The organism is Kitasatospora sp. NPDC059160 (genome assembly GCF_042755465.1).
GTDB lineage: Bacteria > Actinomycetota > Actinomycetes > Streptomycetales > Streptomycetaceae > Kitasatospora.
In genome coordinates, this window is record NZ_JBHZCN010000062.1 from 26772 (window position 1) to 51420 (window position 24649).

Below are 24649 nucleotides of genomic sequence, written 5' to 3' on the forward strand. Positions count from 1 at the left end.
GGATTCACCGTCCGCGCACGGGAAAAGGGCTCGGGGACGGCCGTCAGACCACGGTTTGATAACAACCCGAATGCTCCGGCAGCCCGTAACCCAACCGTGTTCTACGCGCGTTACGGTGGCGTCCGACCACGCTAATCGGGTGCGTGTGAGAAGGAGAAACTCCCTTGCGCCGTTCAATGAAGCTCGCCGCGGTTGTGCTCTCGGGTTCCCTGGGCATGGCCTCGCTCGCCGCTTGCGGCGCAAAGAGCAATGACACCAACGCCTCCGCCGGGTCTTCCGACGCTCTCAAGGTCGGCATGGCCTACGACATCGGCGGCCGCGGTGACCAGTCCTTCAACGACTCCGCCGCGCGCGGTCTCGACAAGGCCAAGGCCGACCTGGGCGTCTCCGTGACCGAGGCCGAGGCCAAGTCGGGCGAGGCCGAGGCCGACAAGGAGACCCGCCTCAAGAACCTGGTCGACGCCGGCTACAAGACCATCATCGCGGTCGGCTTCGTCTACCAGCCGGCGGTCAACAAGGTCGCCAAGGACAACCCGAACGTCAAGTTCGCGATCATCGACTCGAACGACAAGGACCAGCCGTCCAACGTCACCTCGCTGCTCTTCGCCGAGCAGGAGGGTTCGTACCTCGCCGGCGTCGCCGCCGCGAGCAAGTCGAAGGCCCACCACATCGGCTTCATCGGCGGTGTGCAGTCCGAGCTGATCAAGAAGTTCGAGGCCGGTTACAAGGCGGGTGCCAAGTCCGTCGACCCGAGCATCCAGGTCGAGACCACCTACCTGACCACCCCCCCGGACTTCACCGGCTTCAACTCGCCCGACAAGGGCAAGGAGGCCGCGCAGGGCCAGCTCGACAAGGGCGCGGACGTCATCTACGCCGCCGCCGGCTCCTCCGGCAACGGCTCCATCGAGGCCGTCGCCAACGCGGGCAAGTGGGCCATCGGCGTCGACTCCGACCAGGCCAACCAGCCGGCCCTGGCGAAGTTCAAGAACAGCATCCTGACCTCGATGGTCAAGAACGTCGACAACGCGGTGTTCGCGTACATCGACTCGGTCAAGAAGGGCACGCCGTTCACCGGCATCAAGCTCTTCGACCTCAAGGCCAACGGTGTCTCGCTCGCCACCACCGGCGGCAAGATCGACGACATCCAGGACAAGCTCAAGGCCGCCAGCGACGCCATCACCAGCGGCGCGACCACCATCCCGACCGCGCCGACCTCCTGAGGCCGGCGCGTCCCGGGACGCGACCTGACGCTGCCGCCTGCCCGGCAGCGTGACGATCGACTCGATCAACGGGAGGGGCCCGGCAGGGTGCGCTCGACGCGCACCCCCGGGCCCCGTTCCGTCTCCACGTTTCCCCCCTGTCCCCCCTTGGCCCTCCGAGCGCAACGACGCGCCTCCAGACCACCAGGAGACCGCCATCACCGCATCAGACCCCGTCCCCCTGCGCAAGGACGGAACCCCCAGCGCGGGGACGGCGACCCCGGCCGTCGAACTGCGCGGCATCACCAAGCGCTTCCCCGGTGTCGTGGCCAACCACGACATCAACCTCACCGTCCGCACCGGCACGGTGCACGCCCTCATGGGCGAGAACGGCGCCGGCAAGTCGACGCTGATGAAGATCCTCTACGGCATGCAGAAGCCGGACGAGGGCACCATCGCGATCAACGGCGAGCTGTGCGAGTTCAACACCCCCGGTGACGCCATCGCGCGCGGCATCGGCATGGTGCACCAGCACTTCATGCTGGCCGACAACCTCACCGTGCTGGAGAACGTCGTCCTCGGCGGCGAGAAGCTCCACGGCATCGGTGCCAAGGCGAAGGCGAAGATCAAGGAGATCTCCGACCAGTACGGCCTGGGCGTGCGCCCGGACGCCCTGGTCGAGGACCTCGGCGTCGCCGACCGCCAGCGCGTCGAGATCCTCAAGGTGCTGTACCGCGGCGCCAAGATCCTGATCCTCGACGAGCCGACGGCCGTGCTCGTCCCGCAGGAGGTCGACGCGCTGTTCGACAACCTGCGCGAGCTCAAGGCCGAGGGCGTCACCGTCATCTTCATCTCGCACAAGCTGCACGAGGTGCTCGCGGTCGCCGACGCGATCAGCGTCATCCGGCGCGGCACCACGGTCGGCGACGCCGACCCGAAGGCCGTGACCGCCCGCCAGCTGGCCGAGCTGATGGTCGGCGCCGAGCTGCCCTCCCCGGAGAGCCGCGAGTCGACCGTCACCACCACCGAGATGCTCAAGGTCGAGGGCCTGAGGATCGCCAAGACCGACGCCGAGGGCATCGAGCGCGTCGTCCTGGACGACATCTCGCTGCGCATCCACAAGGGCGAGATCCTCGGCATCGCGGGTGTCGAGGGCAACGGCCAGGCCGAACTCGTCGAGGCCATCATGGGCATGCTGCCGCTGGACGGCGGCACCGTCACCCTGGACGGCAAGGACCTCTCCGGCACCCAGACCCGGGCCCGCCGCGAGGCCGGCATCGGCTACATCCCCGAGGACCGCCACAAGCACGGCCTGCTGCTGGAGGCCCCGCTCTGGGAGAACCGGATCCTCGGCCACGTCACCGAGGCACCCAACTCCAGCGGTGTGCTGCTCAAGCCGGCCGCCGCCCGCGAGGACACCGCGCGGATCGTCCGGGAGTACGACGTCCGTACCCCCGGCATCGAGGTCACCGCGGCCTCGCTCTCCGGCGGCAACCAGCAGAAGCTGATCATCGGCCGCGAGATGAGCCACCAGCCGAAGCTGCTGATCGCCGCCCACCCCACCCGCGGTGTGGACGTCGGTGCGCAGGCGCAGATCTGGGAGCACATCCGGGTCGCCCAGCGGGAGGGCCTGGCCGTCCTGCTGATCTCGGCGGACCTGGACGAGCTGATCGGCCTCTCCGACACCATCCGGGTCATCTACCGCGGCCGCCTGGTCGCCGACGCCGACCCGGCCACCGTCACCGCCGAGGACCTCGGCACCGCGATGACCGGTGCCGCCGCCGGCCACATCGAGTCCGAGCCGGAGGCCGTCGCCGAGGCGCAGGCCGTCGCCGCCGAGGGCACCGAGGCCGCGGCCGAGCACCCGCACACCGACACCGCCGACGACCCGCAGGCGGGGGAGTAACCCATGACCAGTCCCAACCCCGCCGCCAAGCGCAGCCTGGCGCAGCGGATCAGCGGTGAGCGGATCGTGCTCGCACTGGCGGCGCCGGTGCTCGCGGTCGTGCTCTCCGTCGCGATCTGTTCCGTGCTGCTGGCGACCTCGGGCAAGAACCCGTTCGACGCGTGGAACGTGATGATCACGTACGCCACCAAGTCGGACGGCCAGGTGAGCATCCTCAACCGGACCACCACCTACTACCTGGCCGCCGCGGCCGCCGCGTTCGGGTTCCGGATGAACCTGTTCAACATCGGTGTCGAGGGCCAGTACAAGGTCGCCGCGCTGTTCGCGGCCTTCGTCGGCGCCCAGGTCGACCTGCCGGCGATCATCCAGATCCCGCTGCTGCTGGTCACCGCGATGCTGGTCGGCGGTCTGTACGCGAGCATCGCCGGTCTGCTCAAGGTCTACCGCGGCGTCAGCGAGGTCATCTCGACCATCATGCTGAACTCGATCTCGCTCGCGATCGTCGGTCTGCTGCTCGTGCCCGGCATCTTCGCCCCGAAGGTCAGCGGCACCAGCAACTCGATCCAGACCGACCCGGTCTCGCAGTCCAGCCACTTCTTCACCATCCCCACCGCCGGCGGGGACCTCTGGGGCTTCATCTTCATCGCCGCCCTGGTCGGTGTGGTCTTCCAGTTCACCCTGAGCCGCACCCGTTTCGGCTTCGACCTGCGCGCCACCGGCCGCTCGGAGTCCGCCGCGACCGCGTCCGGCGTGAACGTCAAGCGCATGGTGGTCATCTCGATGGTGGTCTCGGGCGCCATCGCCGGTCTGATCGGCCTGCCCGAACTCCTGCAGAACTCGTACTACTACGGCCAGAGCTTCCAGCCCGGCCTCGGCTTCCTGGGCATCTCGATCGCCCTGCTCGGCCGGAACAGCCCGATCGGCATCGCCTTCGCGGCCCTGCTCTTCGCCTTCCTGGACGCCACCGGCTCGCAGCTGCCGCTCAAGGGCGGGTTCCCCTTCGAGATCGTCGACGTCATGAAGGGCACCATCGTCATCTGCGTCGTCGTCGCGTACGAGCTGGTGCGCCGCTACGGCTTGAAGCGCCAGCAGCAGAAGGTCGGCGCCCAGCTCGCCGCCCAGCTCGCGGCCACTGAGAAGAAGGAGGTGTCCGCGTGAGCACGGCGACTGCCGCTCGTCCGAAGGCGCCGGGCGCGCCCGCGAAGAAGCGCAAGCTGTCCTGGCCCGTGGTGCTCCTGCTGATCGCGGGCGCCCTGGTCCTCTTCGCCGCCGTGGGCATGGCCACCGGCAACCACTCGCTGACCTCCTCCGGTCAGGTCGCCGCGGCGCTCGGCTCCGCCGTGCCGATCGGCATGGCCGGTCTGGGCGGTCTCTGGTCCGAGCGGGCCGGTGTGGTCAACATCGGCCTCGAAGGCATGATGGTCGCCGGCACCTTCTGCGGCGCCTGGGCGGGCTACCTGGTCAACCCGTGGGTCGGCCTGCTGGCCGGCATGCTCGGCGGTGCGCTCGGCGGTCTGCTGCACGCGGTCATCACGGTCACCTTCGGCGTCGACCACATCGTCTCCGGCGTCGGCATCAACCTGCTGATCCCCGGCATCTGCGCGTACGTCAACCGGATCTACTACAAGGACTACATCTCGGCCGGTGCCGGGGCGAACCAGTCCCCGCCGGCGGACCCGCTGCCGTACATCACCGTCCCGGGGCTGTCCTCCGGCCTGAAGAGCATCGAGAACCACCACTGGTTCCTGGTCTCCGACGTCGCCGGCGTGCTCGGCGGCCTGGTCACCAACCTCTCGGTGGTCGTGGTGCTGGCGGCCGTGCTGATCGTGGCCAGCTACTTCCTGCTCTGGCGCACGGTGTTCGGCCTGCGGCTGCGCTCCTGCGGTGAGAACCCGACGGCCGCCGAGTCGCTGGGCGTCAACGTCTACAAGTACAAGTACCTGGCGGTCATCGCCTCGGGCGCCTTCGCGGGCCTCGGCGGCGCGTACCTCTCGCTGGTCGCCGCGCACTTCTACAAGGACGGCCAGACCCTGGGCCGCGGCTTCATCGGCCTCGCGGCGATGATCTTCGGCAACTGGATGCCCGGCGGCCTCGCCATCGGCGCCGGCCTGTTCGGCTTCACCGACAGCCTCCAGCTGCGCGACCCGGAGTCGGTGCACGTGCTGATCCTGGTCGTCGCGATCGCGATGGCGCTGTTCGCCCTGTGGCAGCTGTACCGCCGCAAGTTCACCGCGACCGTGGTCTCCTTCGTGGTGGCCGGCGGCCTGGGCGCCTGGTACGCGCTGACCGACGAGGTGCAGCGTCCGCTGATCGTCGCCACGCCGTACCTGATCACCCTGGTGGTGCTCTCGCTGGCCTCGCAGCGTCTGCGGATGCCCAAGGCCGACGGTCAGGTCTACCGCAAGGGCCAGGGCAAGTGACGGCCCCCGCGGTCGACTGGGAGCGGCTGCGCGAGGCGGCGCGCGAGGCCATGGGCCGCGCGTACGCCCCGTACAGCAAGTTCCCGGTCGGCGCGGCGGCGCTGGTCGACGACGGTCGGCTGGTCAGCGGCTGCAACGTGGAGAACGCCTCGTACGGGCTCGCGCTGTGCGCCGAGTGCGGGCTGGTGTCCGCGCTGCACGCCTCCGGCGGCGGCCGGCTGGTCGCCTTCACCTGCGTCGACGGCGCGGGCGAACTGCTGATGCCGTGCGGGCGCTGCCGCCAGCTGCTGTACGAGCACGGCGGGCCGGAACTGCTGGTCGACCTGGCCTCCGGCGTGAAGCCGATGAGCGAGGTCCTGCCCGACGCGTTCGGTCCGGAGCGGCTCTAGCCTCGGCAATTGTTACGCGCGTAGAGTGTCGCGAGTGGGCCGTAACCCGGTCATCTCGCGGCACTCTTCGCTTTCCACGCATCTTCTCGACGTATGTGCACGACGCATCTGAAACCCCTCTTGGAGCACGCATGGACGCCATCTCCGTCATCAGGACCAAGCGCGACCGCGGAGAGCTGAGCGACGCTCAGATCGACTGGGTCATCGACGCCTACACCCGTGGCGAGGTCGCCGACGAGCAGATGTCCGCGCTGGCCATGGCGATCCTGCTGAACGGCATGAAGCCGCACGAGATCAGCCGCTGGACCGAGGCCATGATCCGCTCCGGCGTCCGGATGGACTTCTCCTCGCTGCCGCTGCCCACCAGCGACAAGCACTCCACCGGCGGCGTCGGCGACAAGATCACCCTCCCGCTCGCCCCGCTGGTCGCCGCCTGCGGTGCCGCCGTCCCGCAGCTGTCCGGCCGCGGCCTCGGCCACACCGGCGGCACCCTGGACAAGCTGGAGTCCATCCCCGGCTGGCGCGCCCTGCTCTCCAACGACGAGATGATGGACGTGCTGCGCGACGCCGGCGCGGTCATCTGCGCGGCCGGCGACGGCCTCGCGCCCGCCGACAAGAAGCTGTACGCGCTGCGCGACGTCACCGGCACCGTCGAGGCCATCCCGCTGATCGCCTCCTCGATCATGTCGAAGAAGATCGCCGAGGGCACCGGCGCGCTCGTGCTGGACGTCAAGGTCGGCTCCGGCGCCTTCATGAAGAACCTGGACGACGCCCGCGAACTCGCCCGCACCATGGTCGGCCTGGGCACCACCGCCGGGGTCAACACCGTCGCCCTGCTCACCGACATGTCCACCCCGCTCGGCCTCACCGCGGGCAACGCGCTGGAGGTCCGCGAGTCGATCGAGGTGCTGGCCGGCGGCGGTCCCGCCGACGTCGTCGAGCTGACCCTCGCCCTGGCCCGCGAGATGCTCGCCGCCGCCGGCGTGCACGGCAAGGACCCGGCCGACGCGCTGCGGGACGGCTCCGCGATGGACCACTGGCGCCGCATGATCGCCGCCCAGGGCGGCGACGTCGACGCCCCGCTCCCGGTCGCCCGCGAGCAGCACGTCATCCCGGCGCCCGCCTCCGGCGTGCTCACCGAGCTGGACGCCTACGCGATCGGCGTCTGCGCCTGGCGCCTGGGCGCCGGCCGCGCCCGCAAGGAGGACCCGGTGCAGGCCGGCGCCGGCGTCGAGATGCACGCCAAGCCCGGTGACACCGTGGTGGCCGGCCAGCCGCTGCTGACCCTGCACACCGACACCCCGGAGCGCTACGAGTACGCCATCGAGGCGCTGGCCGGCGGCATCGGGGTCTCCCCGGCGGGTACGGCGTTCACCCCGAACCCGATCGTCCTCGACCGCATCGCGTAGTGGTCGGACGGGGGCGTGGCGCGACCGCATCGCGCCGCGCCCCCCGCGGCCCGGCTACTCCGCCGCGGCGAGCATGATCTTGAGGAACTCCTCCGGCGCCTCCCGGACCAGGTCGTGGCCGACCGGGAGGGCGTGCACCGCCCAGGTCGGGTCGTCGCGCAGGCGCTCGTAGGTCTCCAGGAACGGGGTGCCCTCGAAGCGCTCGGCGTGGATGTAGACGCGGCGGGCGATCCCGTCCACCGCCCCGGTGAGGCGCACCGGCTGGAGCAGGGTCCCCATCGGGTGGACGGTCGCGCGCGGGTCGAGGGCCGGGTGGAGTCCCACCATGGTGTGCCCGTTCCCGGCGGCGGCACCGGCCAGGTACCGCTGTTTCCAGAGGTCGTCGACGATCGCGTGGGCCGACTCGCCGTCGCGCGGGACGAAGGCGTCCGCGTAGACCAGCCCGGCCACCCGCTCCGGCGCCCGGTCGGCGACCGCCGAGATCACCATGCCGCCGTAGCTGTGCCCGACCAGCACGGCGTCGGTGACCTGCTCCGCCTCCAGCAGGCCCAGCACGTCCTGGACGTGGGTGTCCAGGTTGATCGCCCCGTTGTTCAGGTGCCCGCGCTCGCTCACCCCGCTCAGCGTCACCGGGTACACCTCGTGCCCGGCCGCCCGCAGCCGCCCGGTCAACGGCCGGTACCACCAGCCGCCGTGCAGGACGCCGGGGACGAGGACGAAGGTGGCCATGGTGAATTCCTCTGCTGTTCGTACGAACTGACGAGAGGAAACTTACGGGCCCGCCGGGCGGGGTGTCAGGCGTACGTCCGCAGCACGCCGGTGTCGAGGGTCCACTAGGTCCGCACCGTGGTACGCGATATGGCCCGGGTGGGTCGTCGACAACTGCGCATTGAGCTGCCTGGCGATGTGCAGTGCAGCGAGTTCGTGTCGCATGACCGGTGACGTCATCATGACGATCTCGCCCTCGGCGATCTCGACCTTCCCTATCCCCGGCACCTTCGGCAGCTGATCCGCGATCTCAAGCAGCCGGGCGAACACTGCAGGATCGACACTCACACTCCGGAGTGTATCCGCGCCCGCTGTCAAGCGTCCGCGACCGCTCGCCTCGTGGTACGGGCCTGGTGGGTGGCGTGGAGGGTGACGGCGGCGGCGAGGGTCATGGCGGTGAGGCCGACGGTGGCGGCGCCGGGCCAGCCGGTGGAGTGGTAGGCGTCGGCGCCGAGGGTGCCGCCGAGGCTATTGCCCAGGTAGTAGGCGATCAGGTAGAGGGCGGAGGCCTGGGCGCGGCCCTCGGTGGCGGTGCGGCCGACGGCGGCGGAGGCGGTGGTGTGGCCGGCGAAGAAGCCGGCGGTGATCAGCACCAGGCCGAGCAGGGCGCAGACCAGGGAGTCGGCGAGCGAGAGCAGCAGCCCGGCGGCGGTCACGCCGACGGCGACGTAGAGGGTGCCGCGCCGGCCGAGCCGGGCGGAGAGGCGGCCGACCGCGGCGGAGGTGCCGGTGCCGACCAGGTAGACGACGAAGATCGAGGCGGCGATCGACTCGGGCAGGTGGAAGGGCGCGGCGATCAGCCGGTAGCCGACGGTGTTGTAGACCGCGCCGAACACCGCCATGAACAGCATGCCGAGCGCGTACAGCCGTACCAGCAGCGGGTTGCGCAGGTGCCGGCCGACGGTGCGGGCGAGGGCGCGCGGGTCCACCGGGGCCGGGGTGAAGTGCCGGGCGGCGGGGATCAGCAGCCGGAAGGCGAGCGCGGCGAGCAGGGCGAGGGCGGCGGAGGCGGCGAGGCCCCAGCGCCAGCCGAGGGCGGCGGCGGTCCAGCCGGAGATCAGCCGGCCGCCCATGCCGCCGATGCTGTTGCCGGCCACGTACAGGCCCATCGCGGAGGGCAGCGCGCTGGGGTGGACCTCCTCGGCGAGGTAGGCCATGGCGGTGGCGGGGAGCCCGGCGAGGGCGGCGCCCTGGAGGACGCGCAGCACGACCAGGGTGGTGAGGTCGGGCGCGAGGGGCAGGGCGACGGCGAGGGCGCAGGCCGCGAGGACGGAGGCCGTCATCACCGCGGTGCGGCCGTACCGGTCGGCCAGCGCACTGGCCGGGAGCAGCCCGAGGGCGAGGCCGAGGGTGGCGGCGGAGGCCGTCCAGCTGGCCTGGCCGGGGGTGAGGTCGAGGTCGGCCGAGAGGACCGGCAGCAGGCCCTGGGTGGAGTAGAGCAGGACGAAGGTCGCGACACCGGCGGCGAACAGGGCGAGGTTGGCGCGGCGGAAGCCGCGCCCGCCCGGGCGGTGGCGGTCGTCCCGGTCGAGGGTGTGCTCGGTGGAGGCATCCGGGGTGGCCGCGGATGCCCTGGTATCGGAGGGCTGCATGGCTCCGACGCTAGGCCTGGCGCGGCTGATGCGTCCAATGCATGAAGAGTGGATGATCGATGCGCCGGTGTATGAGTCGAGGTGGGACGGGGATGGCCGTGGCGGACGGGTCGGACGGAACGGAGCAGCCCTACCGGGCGGCCGAGTTGGGGCCGGAGGAGCCGGCCGTGCTGCTGGCGCCCAGGTTGGCGCGGTTCGCCGCGGTGGCCCGGCTGGAGCACGTGACCCAGGCGGCCGCGCTGCTCGGGGTGCCGCAGCCGACGCTGTCGCGCGCGGTGTCCCGGCTGGAGGCGGAGCTCGGGGTGGGCCTGCTGGCCCGGCAGGGCCGGACGGTCCGGCTGACCAGGGCGGGCCGGCTGCTGCTGGCCTCGGTGGAGCGGGCGCTGGCGGAGCTGGAGCGCGGCGCGGAGGCGGCCCGGGCGGAGGCGGACCCGGCGGTGGGGCGGGTGGCCTTCGGCTTCCTGCACACGATGGGCCCGGACGCCGTCCCGGCGCTGCTGCGGGGCTTCCGGGCGGCGCACCCGCAGGTGCGGTTCCAGCTGGTGCAGGACTACGGCACGGCGATGCTGGAGCGGTTGCGGGCGGGCGAGTTGGACCTGTGCCTGGTCGCGCCGCTGCCGGACGACCCGGCCTTCACGGCCCGCCCGCTGGACGAGCAGCGGCTGCACCTGGCCGTCCCGGCGGACCACCGGCTGGCGGGGCGGCGGCGGATCCGGCTGGCGGAGGTGGCCGAGGAGCCGTTCGTCGGGCTGGAGCAGGGGTACGGGCTGCGCATGATCACGGACGGCTTCTGCGCGCAGGCCGGCTTCGTGCCCCGGCTGGCCTTCGAGGGGGAGGAGGCCGAGACCCTGCGGGGGCTGGTGGCGGCCGGGCTGGGGGTGGCGCTGCTGCCGCCGGCGCTGGTGCCGCGGCCCGGGGTGGTGGAGCTGGAGGTGACCGCGCCGCGGACCCGGCGGGCGATCGGCCTGGCCTGGGCGGCGGGGCGGCCGCTGACGCCGCCGGTGGCGGCGTTCCGGGACTTCGTGCTGTCCCGGCGGGGGCGGCTGCTGCACCACGACTGAGGTGGTCGGCGCGATGCGGCCTGTTTGGCGGATCCTATGGACCGGGCGGTGGAATTCCGGTCCTGCTTTGGACCATCCGGTGGTGTTCCCGGTGGTAGGTCTACGCGCGTAGGGGCTATATTTCCGCAATGGAGAAGCAGATCCCCGTCACCACCGCGGGCACCGGCCCGCGCATTCCCACCCCCGACCAGATCCGCCGCGCGCCGAAGGTCCTGCTGCACGACCACCTCGACGGCGGGCTGCGCCCGGAGACCGTCGTCGAGCTCGCCGCCGCGACCGGCTACGAGGGGCTCCCCACCACCGACGCCAAGGAACTCGGCGAGTGGTTCCGCGAGGCCGCCGACTCCGGCTCGCTGGTCCGCTACCTGGAGACCTTCGCGCACACCTGCGCCGTCATGCAGACCCGCGAGGCCCTGGTCAAGGTCGCCGCCGACTGCGCCGAGGACCTGGCCGCCGACGGCGTCGTCTACGCCGAGGTCCGCTACGCCCCCGAGCAGCACCTGGAGGGCGGCCTGAGCCTGGACGAGGTCGTCGAGGCCGTCCAGGAGGGCTTCCGCCTGGGCGAGGCCAACGCCCGCGCGGCCGGCCACCGGATCCGCATCGGCACCCTGATCACCGCGATGCGGCACGCCGCCCGCTCGCAGGAGATCGCCGAACTGGCCAACCGCCACCGGGACTCGGGCGTCGTCGGCTTCGACATCGCGGGCGCGGAGGCGGGCTACCCCCCCACCCGCCACCAGGCCGCCTTCGACTACCTCAAGGGCGAGAACAACCACTTCACCATCCACGCGGGCGAGGCCTTCGGCCTGCCGTCGATCTGGGAGGCCCTGCAGTGCTGCGGCGCCGACCGGCTCGGCCACGGCGTGCGGATCGTCGACGACATCACCCTGAACGAGGACGGCAGCGTCGAGCTGGGCCGACTGGCCGCGTACGTGCGCGACAAGCGCGTCCCGCTGGAGATGTGCCCGACCTCCAACCTCCAGACGGCGGCCGCCGCTTCGTACGCCGAGCACCCGATCGGGCTGCTCAGCCGGCTCAAGTTCCGGGTCACCGTGAACACCGACAACCGGCTGATGAGCGGCACCAGCATGAGCCAGGAGTTCGGCCACCTGGTGGACGCCTTCGGCTACACCCTGGGCGACATGGAGTGGTTCACGGTGAACGCGATGAAGTCCGCGTTCCTGCCCTTCGACGAGCGGCTGGCGATGATCAACGACGTGATCAAGCCGGGCTACGCCGAGCTCAAGGCGGAGTGGCTGTTCAGCGCGGGCACCGCCGGCAGCTGAGCCGACGGCCCGTCCTTGCGGTCGGATGAACGCGGCTTCCGGGTACGGAAGTTGGCGTTCATCCGACTACTCACTCGGGTGAGTGAACGCCCTTTGGTTCTCGCGCGACCCTGTCACTACGGTGTGCCAGTCAATGCTGACAGGCCGTGGCGGCACTCGCCCGTCCGTCGCCCCGTGCGATGTCGGCCACCGACGAGGACCCAAGGGGACGAACCATGAAGCAGGCTCTCAAGGCCGCCGGTACCGCGGCGCTCGGCATCGCCATCGCGGCGGTCGGCGCCGGCACCGCCTCCGCGGCGGCCGGCCAGGCGGCCGGCGGCCTCGGGCTGCCCACCGGCGCGGTGACGAACCCCGCGGTGACCGGTGCGGTCACCGACACCGCGGCCAAGCTGCCCGGCGGCGACAAGGTCGCCGGCACCCTCGGCACCCTGACCCCGAGCGCCGGCCAGCCCGCCGCCGCTCCGGCCGCCGAGGCCGCGCCCGCCGCCCCGGTCGCCGGCCTCACCCAGCAGCGCGTCGGCGGCCTGCCGAACGTCCCCGGCCTGGACAAGACCCCGATCGGCGGGGTTGCCGGCGCGCTGGGCGGCCTGGGCGGCTGATCCGGCCACCCGCACGACGACGGGCCGCCCGCCCCCGGAACTCCTCCGGAGGCGGGCGGCCCGTCGTCGTGCCCGCCGGTACGGCCTCACGGCTCCTGGGGGAGCAGCACCCACAGCGCGAGGTAGATCAGGAACTGCGGGCCGGGCAGCAGGCACGACAGCAGGAAGATCAGTCGGACGGTCCACGGGGTGAGGCCGAAGCGCTCGGCGATCCCGGCGCAGACGCCGGCGATGACGCGGTTGTGGCGGGGGCGGGCGAGGCGGGCGCTCATGGGAACTCCTTGGCTGGCTGGCTGCCGGTGCCGGGTGGTCCGGCGGGCGTACCTCCATACTCCGCCGCCGCCGGCCCGGAAACCTCCACCCACCAGGCGATCCTCGACCCCGGTAGGTCACCGGGAAGACGGAGACCCGGATCGGGGTCCGCCTCAGGGATGACCCGGAGGTGCGGGTACGGAAAAACCCGTTCGCGAAGGTGTCGGGGCGGAGGGATATGATTCCGCGGTCGCTGATGGTGGGGGGAAATCCGGCGGCGCCGTCACGGCCTCAAGAGGCCCCTCACGCCTGCGATTTCGCACTTCTCTCGGGCTGCGCCCGAATTCTCCCGTGAGGTCCCCTTGCGCAATCAGTCCCGCAGAATCCTCGCCGTGGCCGCCGCTGCCGCGCTGGCCTCCGGCGCCGCCCTGACCTCGGCCCCGGCGGCACTGGCGGCCCCGACGGCCACTGCCGCGCCCCAGGGCACCCAGGCCACCTCGCCGGTCACCGCCGCTTTCGGCGGACTGCCCGACTCGGTCAAGGCGGGCGGCGCGCCGATCGAGTTCTCCGTGACCCTCAAGAACACCGTCGACCACCAGATGGACGTGCTGGGGTCGGTCCTCACCCTCGCGGACCCCGGCCTCGGCATCAAGCCGGGCCAGTTCAAGCTGGAGTACCAGGCCCCCGGCACGACCGGGTGGCAGGCCGCCGAGGAACGCGGTGCCGCTGTCTGGGACGTCGACCGCAACGGCGGCCGGCACGTGGCGGCCGGTGCCGAGGCCGTCTACCGGCTGCGGCTCACCGTCGCCGCCGATGCCCCGGCGGGTCGGGTGGGCCCGGGCTTCAACGCCATCGTGTCGGACCCCACCCTGCCCCCCGAGCAGCGCATCTCGACCGCGCTCAGCACCTCCCCGAACCTGGTGGTCGCCCCGGCGGTCACGCCGACCACGCCGGCGACCACGCCCGCTGCCACGGCGGACGTCCGGCTCGACGGGGTGCCCGCCGTCTTCACGGCGGGCACGGAGTCGAAGCCGTTCAAGCTCGTCCTCGGCAACACCAGTGGCAAGGACCTCCGGCTGGTGCCCGCGATCGTGTTCCAGGGGAAGGACCTGCTCCCCTCCGGGACGGTCAGGTTCGAGTTCCAGGCGCCGAACGGGGACTGGCTGGAGGGCACCCCCGGCGGTGACTCGGACCACCCGGCCTGGCTCTGCATGGGCCTGCGGGCGGGGAGCAAGGACGCCGACGTCGTCGTCCTGCCGAAGGGCGGGACGAGGACGTTCAACCTCCGGCTGGCCTTCACCAAGGACGCGCCGGTCGTCGCCGAGTCCCTGCTCGCCAGGGTGGGCAGCCTGCCCGGCGCGGGTGAGAGCGGCGCCGAGTCGTTCAGCCCGAGGGCGGACTTCACCATCGAGGCCGCCACCGGCACCCTGGCTCCCACCACCCCGGTCACCTTCGTTCCGGCCGCCCCGGCCACTGTTGCCATCGCTGTCCCGGCCGCGCAGGTCACCACCGGCGCCCCGAGCCCCGCGGCCGAGCCCGTGCAGGTGGCGGCCGCCGCCCCGGCCCCGGCGGCCGTGGAAGCCACCCGGCTGGCCTCCACCGGCGGCGGGTCCTCTTCCGCCCCGATGGCGATCACCGGCGCGACCGCGATCGCCCTCGGCATCGGAACCCTGGTCGTCGCCCGCCGCCGCCAGCGCGCCCAGGGCGCCGGGAACTGACCCCGGACAGCACGAGGCCCGTCCGTCCCCGCTCGAAGGCGGGGACGGACGGGCCTTGCGGCGTTCCGGGGCTCAGCCCGCCGGCTGCTGCGGAGGCTGCGGCTGGGCGTACGGGTTGTCCGCCACCGGCTGCGCCGGCGCGCCCGGCTGGGGCGGCACGGCGCCCTGCGGCGGCACCGGCTGGCCCGGCTGCCCGGCCGGCTGGGCGTACGGGGCGTTCGGGTTGAACGCGGCCTGCTGGGCGGCGGCGTTGGGGTCGTGCGGGGCGTTCGGGTTGTACGGCGCGTGCGGGGTGTACGGCGTGACCGGCTGGGGCGGCGCGTTCTTGGCGTTGCTGCGCTCGACGACGGCCTTCACCGTGGCGACGATCATCGCGATCGGCAGGATCAGCGCCTGGAAGAAGATCCGGTAGGTGCCGCCCTCGAAGACGAACGCCAGGTAGTAGGCGTAGCCCGCGAACCCGAGGCCAATCACGATGTTGAGGATCCGCATGCCGACCTTGAGTCCGCGCAGCGGCAGGACGCCGAGGACCAGCATGATGGCGCCGCTGAGCGCCAGCAGAACGACGTACCAGGAGAAACCGGGTTCGTTGGTGAAGTCGAGATTGTTCAAGGGAATTTCCTGTGGGAGGAGAATGACGACGGGAACCGTCCGGGGACGACAGCGCACAGTACTGGAGGGGGCCGACATCCGTCGTCGCCTTTTCATCACGGTGTCGTTGCGCCGGGTCGCGGCTGCGCCGGAGCGGTAATTGACGAGGTGGGAAATGACTGTTTATGAGGTGCTGCGGGTCTTTTGCGGGCCGGACGGGCAGTACGGCAACGCGCTCGGTGTGGTGCGGGACGGCGCCGCCGTTCCGGGGCGGGCGGCGCGGCAGGCCTTCGCCGGTGAACTCGGTTTCAGCGAGACGGTGTTCGTCGACGACGCGGAGCGCGGGGAGATCGACATCTACACCCCGAGCGTGCGGCTGCCCTTCGCCGGCCACCCGTGCGTGGGCGCCGCCTGGCTGCTCGGGGTGGACCGGCTGGTGACCGCCGCCGGGGAGGTGCCGGTGCGGCGCGAGGGCGGGCTGACCCGGATCGAGGCCCGGCCGGAGTGGGCCCCGGGGCGGACCTTGCGGCAGTACGGCTCGGCCGCCGAGGTGGAGGCGCTGGAGGTGCCGCCGCCGGGGGAGTGGGTGTACGCCTGGGCCTGGCAGGACGAGGCGGCCGGTACGGTCCGGGCGCGGGCCTTCCCGGGCCGGGGTGACGGCATCGACGAGGACGAGGCGACCGGCGCGGCGGCCCTGCTGCTGGCCGGCCGGCTCGGGCGGGCGCTGACCGTCACCCAGGGCCGGGGTTCGCAGCTGCTGGCCGGTCCGCGGCCGGGCGGGCTGGTCGAGGTCGGCGGCCGGGTGGTGCGTGCCTAGGCCCTGTCCGGCCGATCTTGCCGGGCCCGCGACGCCGGGCATCCCGCCTGGCCGCACGCCCGAATCGCCCGAGTACACCCAGTACGAGGACGATCCGGGCGCACGCCCAGCCGGGCGCCCACCGCCGCGGGCTGATCCGACAAGATCGACCGGACAGGGCCTAGCCGGCCGGCGGGGTGGGGCCCGCGTAGGCACGCGGACGGGCCGCGGGTGCCATGGTCACCTTCGGGGTGACGGCGGCGGCCACCGGCGGGGCGGCCAGGACGGCGGCCCGCCGGGCCCGGGCCGCGGTCCGGTGCTCCCGCAGCAGGCGGCGCAGGCCGGGGACGAGGGCGAGGTGGGCGATCATCACGCCGAGCACGGCGAACAGTATGTGGTCCACGTTGAGCACGTGCCCGGGCGTCCAGGAGGAGAGGAACTCCAGGCCGGTCGCCAGCAGGGCGGACACACCGGTGGTGCGCAGGAAGGACGGCAGCCAGGGGGCCCGGACCCGGCCGCCGGCCAGCGGCAGCAGGACGCCGAGCGGGGCGAGCAGCAGGAACTCGCCGACCACCTGCCACGGGGTGGAGGAGCGGAGCGAGGCCAGCGGCGTCAGGTTGGCGTCGTACACCCAGGCCACCGGCAGGGGTCTGAGCACCAGCCAGAGCACCAGCGTCAGGTGGAGGGCCAGGCCCGCCAGTCCGGCGTGCCGGAGGGGTCGGTGGACGCCCGCCGCCGGCCTGTTCTCGGTCCGTGCGCCGGAACGCTCGTCGCGTGTCCTGGTGCCATCTCGCTGCACGGGGGGAAGGACGTGGGCCGGTGGCGCGGCGGTTCCACGCCGGGCGTGAACATTCCGGGGCGCGCCCCCGTTTCCCGTCACACGGGGTCGACGGAGTCGACGGGGGGCGCCTCGCCCGAGGACGGGCCCTACCGGCAGGGCGCCGCCGTGGGCACCGCGCCGAACACGTTGTCGGGCGGCGGCGAGCCCGGCACCACCGGGGTGGGCGAGGGGCTCGGGCTCGCCTTGGCCGCGCCGCGGGACGGGGTGACGGCCGGGGCGGGCGGGGTCGGGGTGGCCAGCGCGGTCGGTATGTGCGGGGCGCTCGGGCAGGCCGTCCGGCTGGCGGGCGCGCCGGCGTCGACCGGTACGGCGGTCGGCCGGATGCCGCAGCCGGAGGCCAGCGCGAGCAGGAGCAGGACGCCGGCGGTGCGGCGCAGGGCGGTGCGGGTGGGGGCGGTCACGTGGCGTCCTTGAGCTCGGCGTCGCCGGCGGGGCCGAGCTCGGTCCCGCCCGCGGACGGCGACGGCTGTTGGGTCAGCGGCAGCGTCAGGGTGAACACCGCGCCTACCTCCCCGTTCGCCGCCGTGATGGTCCCCCCGTGGATCTGGGCGTTGGCCATCGCGATGGACAGCCCCAGGCCGCTGCCCTCCGAGCGGGCCCGGCCGCGGTCGGCCTTGTAGAAGCGGTCGAAGACGTGCGGCAGCACGTCCTCGGGGATGCCGGGGCCGCTGTCGGAGACCTCGACCACGACCGAGCCCGCGGACTGCCGGACCTTGACCCGCACCGGCGAGCCGCCGTGCTTGAGCGCGTTGCCGATCAGGTTGGCGAAGACCACGTCCAGCCGGCGCGGGTCGACCACGGCCAGGATGCCGCGCGGGGCGTCCAGTTCGACCGCGTCGTACCAGGCCCGGCCGTCGATGCAGGACATGATCAGGTCGGCGACGTCGACCTCGTCGGCGACCAGCCTGGCGGTGCCGGCGTCGAAGCGGGTGACCTCCATCAGGTTCTCGACCAGGTCGGACAGCCGCCTGGTCTCGCTCACCACGAGTCGGACGGCGGGCTCGATCATCGGGTCCAGCGACTCGGCCTCGTCCTCCAGGATGTCGGTCACCGCGGTCATCGCGGTCAGCGGGGTGCGCAGCTCGTGCGACATGTCGGCGACGAACCGCCGGCTCTGCGCCTCGCGCGCGCTCAGCTCCTCGACCTGCTCGTGCAGCGACTCCGCGGCCCGGTTGAAGGTCCGGGCCAGGTCGGCGAGTTCGTCGGAGCCCTCGACCTCCAGCCGGGTGTCCAGGTGGCCCTCGCCGAGCCGCTTGGCGGCCTCCCCGAGCCGCTTGACCGGCCGCAGCACGGTCGAGGAGGCGGCCTGGGCGAGCAGGGCCGAACCGATCAGCGCGAGCAGGGTCGCGATGGCCAGTGACCAGCCCAGGGTGTTGAGGTCGGCCCGTTCGTTCTCCAGCGACTTGAACATGTACGCCGTCGGGCCGTTCGGCAGCACCTTGGTGCCGCCGATCACGAACGGGCGGCCGTCCAGGTTCTGCCGCTGCCAGTACAGGTGGTACGGGTACGGGTTGCTCTCGGTGACCTCGCGCGGCTTGGCGACGGTGGACTGCAGCGCCGCCGGGACGTCGGCCAGGGTGAAGCGCGTCGGGGCGGAGGAGACCGCCGGGCACTCGGGGTGCGCCGGGTCGACCACGACCACGTCGTAGGACAGGCCGGAGCTCGCCACGTTGGAGGCCAGCGTGGCGAGGTCCGGGCAACTGGCGTTCAGCGGCAGGTCGGAGACGTTGCGGCTGAGCGAGACCCGGAAGTCGTTCAGCGCGGTGTCCTGGGCGCGCTTGAGCACCGCGTCGCGGTTCAGCCAGTACGCGATGCCGGAGGCCGAGACGGCGGCGAGCAGCGCGACGGCCGCGAACACCGCGATCAGCCGCACCCGCAAGGAGCGCAGCCGTCGCCACGGGCCGGACGAGAACCGTCGGGCAGTCTGCTGATGGTCAGTCACAAGAGCCTGTCGTCGTACGGGAGTTCAGGAAGGGGGCGAGGGGCTCAGGCAGGCGGGTCCAGTCGGTAGCCCACTCCGCGCACGGTGCGGATCAGGGTCGGCGCGGACGGCACGTCCTCGACCTTGGCCCGCAGCCGCTGGACGCAGGCGTCCACCAGGCGGGAGTCGCCGAGGTAGTCGTGCTCCCAGACCAGCCGCAGCAGCTGCTGGCGGGAGAGCGCCTGGCCGGGGCGGCGGCTGAGCTCCAGGAGCAGCCGCAGCTCGGTCGGGGTGAGCTGGAGGTCCTGCCCGTCCTTGGTGACGGTCATCGCGGCCCGGTCGATCACGACGGTGCCGTACGCGGAGGAGTCGGAGCTCTCCCGCTCACCGCGCCGCAGCACGGCGCGGATCCTGGCGTCCAGCACGCGCGGCTGGACCGGTTTCACCACGTAGTCGTCCGCGCCGGACTCCAGACCCACGACCACGTCGATGTCGTCCGAGCGGGCGGTGAGCAGGATGATCGGCAGCTGGTCGGTGCGGCGGATCCGACGGCAGACCTCGAAGCCGTCGATTCCGGGCAGCATCACGTCCAGCACGATCAGGTCGGGCCGCTGCTCCTTGAAGAGCCTCAGACCGTCCTCGCCGGAGGCGGCGGTGGCCACACGGTGGCCCTGGCGGGTGAGAGCGAGTTCGAGGCCGGTCCGGATGGCGTCGTCGTCCTCGATCAGTAGGAGGAAAGGCACGGCCCCATTTTGGCCCACCGGGAGCGCCGAATCACCCCCCGGACCGGTCACCGCCCGTACGGGAACCGGAAGGACGGCCGCCGGCGTCCGGAACGGCGGGAGGAGGAACGGGTCGAAGGGCCCGGCCCTGTGACACCCCTGTGACAGTCGGCGGACAGCGCCATCACAACCGGCGGGCAGGATTTTCCATGTCGCCGCAGGACAGCGGGCCGCAAGGGCCGGCTGGAGGGCGGCAACAGGAACCGCTCGTACCGAACCAAGGGGGCGCACGATGAACGCCATGCTTCAGACCCGGACCAACCCGGCTGTCCGCACCGCGCGTTCCTCAGCGACCACCCACCGGACCCGGTACGAGATCAGGACCGACGAGAACTCCGGTGCCGTGACCGTACGGGGGTGCGCGCACAGCACCGGTGGAAACCCTGTCGCCCGCCGGGTGAGCGGCGGCGGCAGGACGGGGGAGCTGTACGGGATCGGCCGACTGGGGAGTACGGCCGACTCCGGCAACACCCTCACGCTGCGGGGGATCCTCCCCGTCCGCGTCGAGGGCACGGACGCCCGGGGGGGCGACCAGAGGAAGAACGGTCTGCGGACGGTCGGCTCGGGGGAGCCGGCCGGTCGCGGGGCCGCCGGTGCGACGCTGCTGCGGCTGAACCCCGCGCCGGCCCGCACCACCGAGGCGGGACAGGGAGACGCGCAGGGGGAGCACCCGGCCGTCGCGGAGGACCACATCACGGAGTTCACCGCGTACGTGCGCGAGCGCCGCGCCTCCCTGTACGCCACGGCGTACCACCTCACCGGTGACCGCTACGAGGCCGAGGACCTGCTGCAGAGCGCGCTCTTCAGCACCTACCGGGCCTGGGGCCGGATCACCGACAAGGCCGCGGTCGGGGGCTACCTCCGCCGCACCATGACCAACCTGCACATCTCCGCCTGGCGGCGCCGCAAGGTCAACGAGTACCCGACCGAGGAGCTGCCGGAGACGGCCGGCGACACCGACGCGATGGGCGGCACCGAGCTGCGCACCGTGCTCTGGCAGGCGCTGGCGAAGCTGCCGGAGAACCAGCGGACCATGCTGGTGCTGCGGTACTACGAGGGCAAGACCGACCCGGAGATCGCCGACGTGCTGGGGATCAGCGTCGGCACGGTCAAGAGCAGCATCTGGCGCGCGCTGCGCCGGCTGCGCGACGACGAGCACCTGAACAAGTCGGGCGACACCGTCCGGGCGTTCGGCGAGCTGGTCGCCTGACGGCGGCGAGCGGGGAGCAGGGGACAGGACTCCCGTCGGGGGACGGGTAGCGGACGGTTGCGGTTCGGGGGCGCCGGCTCGGGGGAGCGGCGCTCGTGGGGAGCCCAAGCCGTTCGGTGGGCGACGGGCCCGGTGCGGGGGAGACGCACCGGGCCCGTCGTCGTACGTCCTCGGGCGGTCCCGCCCGGCGCGGCTCAGACCGCCGACAGCTCCCGCCGCCCCGAGGCGGCGCGGACCCGCCGCTCCGCCTCCGGCCCGGCGCACGGGTACGAGCCCAGCTCGACCTGCCGTCCGACGATGGCCCGCTCGGCCCGCATCAGTCGCAAGCCCCGGCGCAGCAGCACCGGCAGCGACTTGCGGCCTTCCCGGACGTCCCGGCGCAGTCGGCGCCAGGCCGTGGTGAGCGCGCCGTTGCGCAGGCACAGGGCGTCGCCGAGCAGGCCCTCGGCGGTGCACTCGGTGACGATCTCGGCGGCGAAGATGCCCTCGGCGATGAACGCGGTGGCGCCGTCCAGGTCCAGGGCGCGGGTGGAGATCCGGCCGTTGTCCGGGATCGAGTACACCGGCACCTCGGTGCGCCCGCGCTCGTACAGCGCGCGGATGGCGGCGACGGCCTGGTCGCGGTGCCAGGCGAGCGGGGAGTCCCAGTCCACGGCGCCGTCGGGCAGCCGGGGGAGGGTGGGGTCGTCCCCGTCCTTGTAGAAGTCGTCCAGCTGGAGCACCGGGAGGCCGCTGCGTTCGGCCAGCGAGGACTTCCCCGATCCGGAGGGCCCGGAGAGCAGGATCACCCGGGCGTGGGCCGTCGGGACGGGATTCATGGGGGAGTCACTCACGGGACACCAGTCTGACGCATCCCGGCCGGTTGCCGAAACCGTTCTGCATCACACCTTCCGGCCGGCGCCCTCCGTCACGCCGTCCGGAAGTCGGGGCCGGCGAGGGCGAGGTGGAGCGCCGGCAGGTAGCGGCTGTCGAGCTGGAGGTACACCTGGCGCCCGCCGCCGGGCGGCTGGTAGCCGGTGGCGGCCCAGTCCTGGGAGTGCCAGGTGTCGGGCTCGGGCTCGTGGAAGGTGCCCCCGGTGGGCAGTTCGAGCGGGCGGGCCCCGCGGGCGCGGAAGGTGACCGCGGCGGCACCCGGGGTGACGTCCAACCTGCCGTTGGTGTAGCGGTGTTGCCAGCCCGGCCGGTCGGACCGGGCGGAGCAGGGCAGTCGGGCGGGCTTCCCGGCGGCCAGGCGGCGGCGGACCCGCGCGACGTGCCAGCGGCGGACGAACCCGTCCGTCAGCAGCGGCATCAGCTCGGCGATCAACTCTCCCACGGCGCCTCCTCGGTGGTGTCGGTACCGGGGATTCTGGTCCGGACGCACACGCACGGCGAGCGCCGAAAGTCGCGCGGGCGGTGACGAAAGTCGACGGACCCGCACCAGGGGGGGAGAGGTGCGGGTCCGTCCAATGACCGTCCGGGCCCTGGGGGGAGAGGGCGCTGGGGACGGCCAGTCTGTGGAGTTGTGATGCGGAACCGACGGAGGGTCAGATCCCCATCGGGTGCCAGACCGTCTTCGTCTCCAGGAAGGAGAGTAGCCGGTCGGTACCGGGCGCATCCGTCCAGTCCTGGGCGAACGGGTCCAGCTCCGGACGGACCACCCGCTTCAGGGTATCGGCGGCGGCGGCCTCCAGCGCGGTCGCCGCGCCGGGGCCGTCGGCGGCGACGGCGCCGGTGAGGTCCAGCGCGTTGACGTCCTGGTGCGAGGCCAGGGTGGGGGCGATGTCCGCGGTCCGGCCCGAGATGATGTTGACCACGCCGCCCGGGAGGTCCGAGGTGGCCAGCACCTCGCCCAGCGACAGCGCGGGCAGCGGGGCGTCCGCGGCGGCCGCGACCACGACCGTGTTGCCGGTGGCGATCGCCGGGGCGATCACCGAGACCAGGCCGAGCAGCGAGTGCCCGTACCCGGCCTGCGGGGCGACGATCCCGACCACGCCGGTCGGCTCCGGGGTGGAGAGGTTGAAGTACGGCCCGGCGACCGGGTTGGCGCCGCCCGCGATCTGGGCGACCTTGTCCGTCCAGCCCGCGTACCAGACCCAGCGGTCGATCGCGGCGTCCACCAGCGCGGCGGCCTTCTTCGGGCCGATGCCCTCGGAGACGGCCACCTCGGCGGCGAACTGCTCGCGCCGGCCCTGCAGCATCTCGGCCACCCGGTACAGCACCTGGCCGCGGTTGTACGCGGTGGTGCCGGCCCAGCCCTTGACCGCCGCGCGGGCGGCCAGGACGGCGTCGCGGGTGTCCTTGCGGGTACCCAGCGGGGCGTTGGCGAGCCACTCGCCCTTTGCGTCGGTCACCTCGTACACCCGCCCGCTCTCGGAGCGCGGGAACTTCCCGCCGACGTACAGCTTGTAGGTCTTGAGGACGTCAAGACGCGCGAAGGTCGTGTCAGACATCGAGGTAGGCCTCCAGACCGTGGCGGCCACCCTCGCGGCCGTAACCCGACTCCTTGAAACCGCCGAACGGCGAGGTCGGGTCGAACTTGTTGAAGGTGTTGGCCCAGACCACACCCGCCTTGAGCCGGTTGGCCGTCCAGAGGATGCGCGAGCCCTTCTCCGTCCAGATGCCGGCGGAGAGGCCGTACGGGGTGTTGTTGGCCTTCTGGACCGCCTCGTCGGGGGTGCGGAAGGTCAGCACCGACAGGACCGGGCCGAAGATCTCCTCCTGGGCGATCCGGTGGGCCTGGCTGACGCCGGTGAACAGGGTCGGCCTGAACCAGAAGCCGGTGCCCGGGAGCTCGCACTCCGGCGACCAGCGCTCGGCGCCCTCGGCCTCGCCGGCCGCGGTCAGCTCGGTGATCCGGGCCAGCTGGGCGGCCGAGTTGATCGCGCCGATGTCGGTGTTCTTGTCCAGCGGGTCGCCGACCCGCAGGGTGCCCATCCGGCGCTTGAGGGCGTCCAGCAGCTCGTCCTGGATCGACTCCTGGACCAGCAGGCGGGAGCCGGCGCAGCAGACGTGGCCCTGGTTGAAGAAGATGCCGTTGACGATGCCCTCGACCGCCTGGTCGATCGGCGCGTCGTCGAAGACGATGTTGGCGGCCTTGCCGCCCAGCTCCAGCGACAGCTTCTTGCGGCTGCCGGCCAGCTGCTTGGCGATCGCCCGGCCGACCGGGGTGGAGCCGGTGAAGGCGACCTTGTTGACGTCCGGGTGCGCGGTGAGCGCGGCGCCGGTGCGGCCGTCGCCGGTGACGATGTTGACGACGCCCTTCGGCAGACCGGCCTGGCGGCAGATCTCGGCGAAGCGCAGCGCGGTCAGCGGGGTGGTCTCGGCCGGCTTGAGGACGACGGTGTTGCCGGTCGCCAGGGCGGGTGCGATCTTCCACGCCAGCATCATCAGCGGGAAGTTCCACGGGATGACCTGGCCGGCCACGCCCAGCGGGCGCGGGTTGGCGCCGTAGCCGGCGTAGTCGAGCTTGTCCGCCCAGCCCGCGTAGTAGAAGAACCAGGCGGCGACGGTCGGGATGTCGAAGTCGCGGGTCTCGCGGATCGGCTTGCCGTTGTCCATCGACTCCAGCACGGCCAGCTCGCGGGCGCGCTCCTGGATGATCCGGGCGATCCGGAACAGGTACTTGGCGCGCTCGCTGCCCGGCAGCGCCGACCAGTCGGCGAAGGCCTTGCGGGCGGCGGCGACGGCGCGGTCCACGTCCTCGTCGGTGCCCTGGGCGAACTCGGCGAGCACCTGCTCGGTGGCCGGGTTGACCGTCTTGAGGGCCTCGCTGCCGGAGGAGTCGACGAACTCGCCGCCGATGAAGTGGCCGTACGAGGTCGCGATGTCGCCGGCGGCGGCGGGGGACTCCGGGGCCGGGGCGTAGGTGAAGAGGCCTCCGGCCGGCTGGGCCGCGGGCTCCTCGATGTTCTTCTTCTTGGCCATGGT

General features: G+C 72.5%; 25 protein-coding genes. 12 read left to right on the top strand and 13 right to left on the bottom strand.

Translation table 11 applies throughout. The features are described 5' to 3' along the window. Positions 1–164 precede the first annotated feature (164 nt). The 6 genes from ACFXOZ_RS25240 (at position 165) to ACFXOZ_RS25265 (ending at position 7323) form a co-directional block, all read left to right on the top strand. On the top strand, positions 165–1220 hold the full coding sequence (locus ACFXOZ_RS25240) for a BMP family protein (RefSeq protein ID WP_375882277.1): 1056 nt from the start codon (positions 165–167) through the stop codon (positions 1218–1220). A 304-nt stretch (positions 1221–1524) separates the two neighbouring features. Next, positions 1525–3105 (top strand): ABC transporter ATP-binding protein, encoded by a 1581-nt coding sequence (locus tag ACFXOZ_RS25245; RefSeq protein ID WP_380592788.1) that lies wholly within the window; start codon positions 1525–1527, stop codon positions 3103–3105. A gap of 3 nt (positions 3106–3108) precedes the next feature. Next, on the top strand, positions 3109–4263 hold the full coding sequence (locus ACFXOZ_RS25250) for an ABC transporter permease (protein WP_380592790.1): 1155 nt from the start codon (positions 3109–3111) through the stop codon (positions 4261–4263). Beyond that, positions 4260–5525 (top strand): ABC transporter permease, encoded by a 1266-nt coding sequence (locus ACFXOZ_RS25255; RefSeq protein ID WP_375882286.1) that lies wholly within the window; start codon positions 4260–4262, stop codon positions 5523–5525. The genes ACFXOZ_RS25250 and ACFXOZ_RS25255 overlap by 4 nt, the downstream gene beginning before the upstream one ends. Further along, positions 5522–5914 carry a cytidine deaminase gene (locus ACFXOZ_RS25260; RefSeq protein ID WP_375882289.1) on the top strand — a complete coding sequence of 131 codons (393 nt, stop codon included), beginning with the start codon at positions 5522–5524 and terminating at the stop codon, positions 5912–5914. The genes ACFXOZ_RS25255 and ACFXOZ_RS25260 overlap by 4 nt, the downstream gene beginning before the upstream one ends. 131 nt (positions 5915–6045) lie before the next feature. Continuing rightward, positions 6046–7323, top strand: coding sequence for a thymidine phosphorylase (locus ACFXOZ_RS25265; RefSeq protein ID WP_380397285.1), 1278 nt, complete (start codon positions 6046–6048; stop codon positions 7321–7323). A 54-nt stretch (positions 7324–7377) separates the two neighbouring features. Here ACFXOZ_RS25265 and ACFXOZ_RS25270 read toward each other — a convergent pair whose 3' ends face one another. From ACFXOZ_RS25270 to ACFXOZ_RS25280, 3 genes are read right to left on the bottom strand one after another with little or no spacing between them, the layout of a single operon-like run. Next, positions 7378–8052, bottom strand: coding sequence for an alpha/beta fold hydrolase (locus ACFXOZ_RS25270; protein ID WP_380592792.1), 675 nt, complete (start codon positions 8050–8052; stop codon positions 7378–7380). Between the two features lie 42 nt (positions 8053–8094). After that, the gene (locus tag ACFXOZ_RS25275; protein ID WP_380592794.1) at positions 8095–8379 is read right to left on the bottom strand and encodes a hypothetical protein; all 285 of its coding nucleotides are present in this window, start codon (positions 8377–8379) and stop codon (positions 8095–8097) included. Positions 8380–8405: 26 nt separating this feature from the next. Further along, positions 8406–9683 carry an MFS transporter gene (locus tag ACFXOZ_RS25280; RefSeq protein WP_380592796.1) on the bottom strand — a complete coding sequence of 426 codons (1278 nt, stop codon included), beginning with the start codon at positions 9681–9683 and terminating at the stop codon, positions 8406–8408. Between the two features lie 92 nt (positions 9684–9775). On the opposite strand from ACFXOZ_RS25280, the gene ACFXOZ_RS25285 reads away from it, so the two are divergent. From ACFXOZ_RS25285 to ACFXOZ_RS25295, 3 genes are all read left to right on the top strand, one after another. Beyond that, on the top strand, positions 9776–10744 hold the full coding sequence (locus ACFXOZ_RS25285; RefSeq protein WP_380397277.1) for a LysR family transcriptional regulator: 969 nt from the start codon (positions 9776–9778) through the stop codon (positions 10742–10744). A 128-nt stretch (positions 10745–10872) separates the two neighbouring features. Further along, the gene (locus ACFXOZ_RS25290; protein ID WP_375882303.1) at positions 10873–12030 is read left to right on the top strand and encodes an adenosine deaminase; all 1158 of its coding nucleotides are present in this window, start codon (positions 10873–10875) and stop codon (positions 12028–12030) included. 215 nt (positions 12031–12245) lie between these two features. After that, positions 12246–12629, top strand: a complete 384-nt coding sequence (locus tag ACFXOZ_RS25295; RefSeq protein ID WP_375882306.1) for an ATP-binding protein — start codon at positions 12246–12248, stop codon at positions 12627–12629. An 86-nt stretch (positions 12630–12715) separates the two neighbouring features. Here the strand turns inward: ACFXOZ_RS25295 and ACFXOZ_RS25300 are convergent, their stop codons facing one another. After that, positions 12716–12901 carry a PspC domain-containing protein gene (locus ACFXOZ_RS25300; RefSeq protein ID WP_207813471.1) on the bottom strand — a complete coding sequence of 62 codons (186 nt, stop codon included), beginning with the start codon at positions 12899–12901 and terminating at the stop codon, positions 12716–12718. Between the two features lie 372 nt (positions 12902–13273). Here ACFXOZ_RS25300 and ACFXOZ_RS25305 point away from each other — a divergent pair, with 372 nt between their 5' ends. Continuing rightward, positions 13274–14599: a hypothetical protein gene (locus ACFXOZ_RS25305; protein WP_380592798.1), complete on the top strand. Its 1326-nt coding sequence runs from the start codon at positions 13274–13276 to the stop codon at positions 14597–14599. 72 nt (positions 14600–14671) lie between these two features. Here the strand turns inward: ACFXOZ_RS25305 and ACFXOZ_RS25310 are convergent, their stop codons facing one another. Further along, positions 14672–15211, bottom strand: coding sequence for a hypothetical protein (locus tag ACFXOZ_RS25310; protein WP_375894670.1), 540 nt, complete (start codon positions 15209–15211; stop codon positions 14672–14674). Between the two features lie 154 nt (positions 15212–15365). Between ACFXOZ_RS25310 and ACFXOZ_RS25315 the strand changes: the two genes are divergently transcribed. Then, complete coding sequence (locus ACFXOZ_RS25315) at positions 15366–16007, top strand: PhzF family phenazine biosynthesis protein (RefSeq protein ID WP_375894672.1); 642 nt, start codon at positions 15366–15368, stop codon at positions 16005–16007. Positions 16008–16167: 160 nt separating this feature from the next. Here ACFXOZ_RS25315 and ACFXOZ_RS25320 read toward each other — a convergent pair whose 3' ends face one another. The 4 genes from ACFXOZ_RS25320 to ACFXOZ_RS25335 all read right to left on the bottom strand — a co-directional run bounded on the left by ACFXOZ_RS25320 (position 16168) and on the right by ACFXOZ_RS25335 (position 19491). Then, complete coding sequence (locus tag ACFXOZ_RS25320) at positions 16168–16785, bottom strand: VanZ family protein (protein ID WP_375894675.1); 618 nt, start codon at positions 16783–16785, stop codon at positions 16168–16170. A 128-nt stretch (positions 16786–16913) separates the two neighbouring features. Further along, positions 16914–17228, bottom strand: a complete 315-nt coding sequence (locus tag ACFXOZ_RS25325; RefSeq protein ID WP_375894678.1) for a hypothetical protein — start codon at positions 17226–17228, stop codon at positions 16914–16916. After that, complete coding sequence (locus ACFXOZ_RS25330) at positions 17225–18769, bottom strand: ATP-binding protein (protein ID WP_380592801.1); 1545 nt, start codon at positions 18767–18769, stop codon at positions 17225–17227. The genes ACFXOZ_RS25325 and ACFXOZ_RS25330 overlap by 4 nt, the downstream gene beginning before the upstream one ends. Positions 18770–18813: 44 nt before the next feature. Then, a complete protein-coding gene (locus ACFXOZ_RS25335; RefSeq protein ID WP_063349065.1) occupies positions 18814–19491 on the bottom strand; it encodes a response regulator transcription factor in 678 nt (225 codons plus the stop codon). Positions 19492–20077: 586 nt separating this feature from the next. Here ACFXOZ_RS25335 and ACFXOZ_RS25340 point away from each other — a divergent pair. Further along, entirely contained in the window at positions 20078–20740 is a 663-nt protein-coding gene (locus tag ACFXOZ_RS25340; RefSeq protein WP_375894809.1) for a SigE family RNA polymerase sigma factor, read from the top strand. A gap of 194 nt (positions 20741–20934) precedes the next feature. Here the strand turns inward: ACFXOZ_RS25340 and ACFXOZ_RS25345 are convergent, their stop codons facing one another. From ACFXOZ_RS25345 to ACFXOZ_RS25360, 4 genes are all read right to left on the bottom strand, one after another. Further along, positions 20935–21573 carry an ATP-binding protein gene (locus tag ACFXOZ_RS25345; RefSeq protein ID WP_380531369.1) on the bottom strand — a complete coding sequence of 213 codons (639 nt, stop codon included), beginning with the start codon at positions 21571–21573 and terminating at the stop codon, positions 20935–20937. 74 nt (positions 21574–21647) lie between these two features. Next, positions 21648–22055 carry a hypothetical protein gene (locus tag ACFXOZ_RS25350; RefSeq protein ID WP_380531372.1) on the bottom strand — a complete coding sequence of 136 codons (408 nt, stop codon included), beginning with the start codon at positions 22053–22055 and terminating at the stop codon, positions 21648–21650. A 211-nt stretch (positions 22056–22266) separates the two neighbouring features. Next, positions 22267–23172, bottom strand: coding sequence for an aldehyde dehydrogenase family protein (locus ACFXOZ_RS25355; RefSeq protein WP_380531374.1), 906 nt, complete (start codon positions 23170–23172; stop codon positions 22267–22269). Further along, on the bottom strand, positions 23165–24646 hold the full coding sequence (locus ACFXOZ_RS25360; protein ID WP_375894689.1) for an aldehyde dehydrogenase family protein: 1482 nt from the start codon (positions 24644–24646) through the stop codon (positions 23165–23167). The genes ACFXOZ_RS25355 and ACFXOZ_RS25360 overlap by 8 nt, the downstream gene beginning before the upstream one ends. Between the last annotated feature and the right edge of the window lie 3 nt (positions 24647–24649).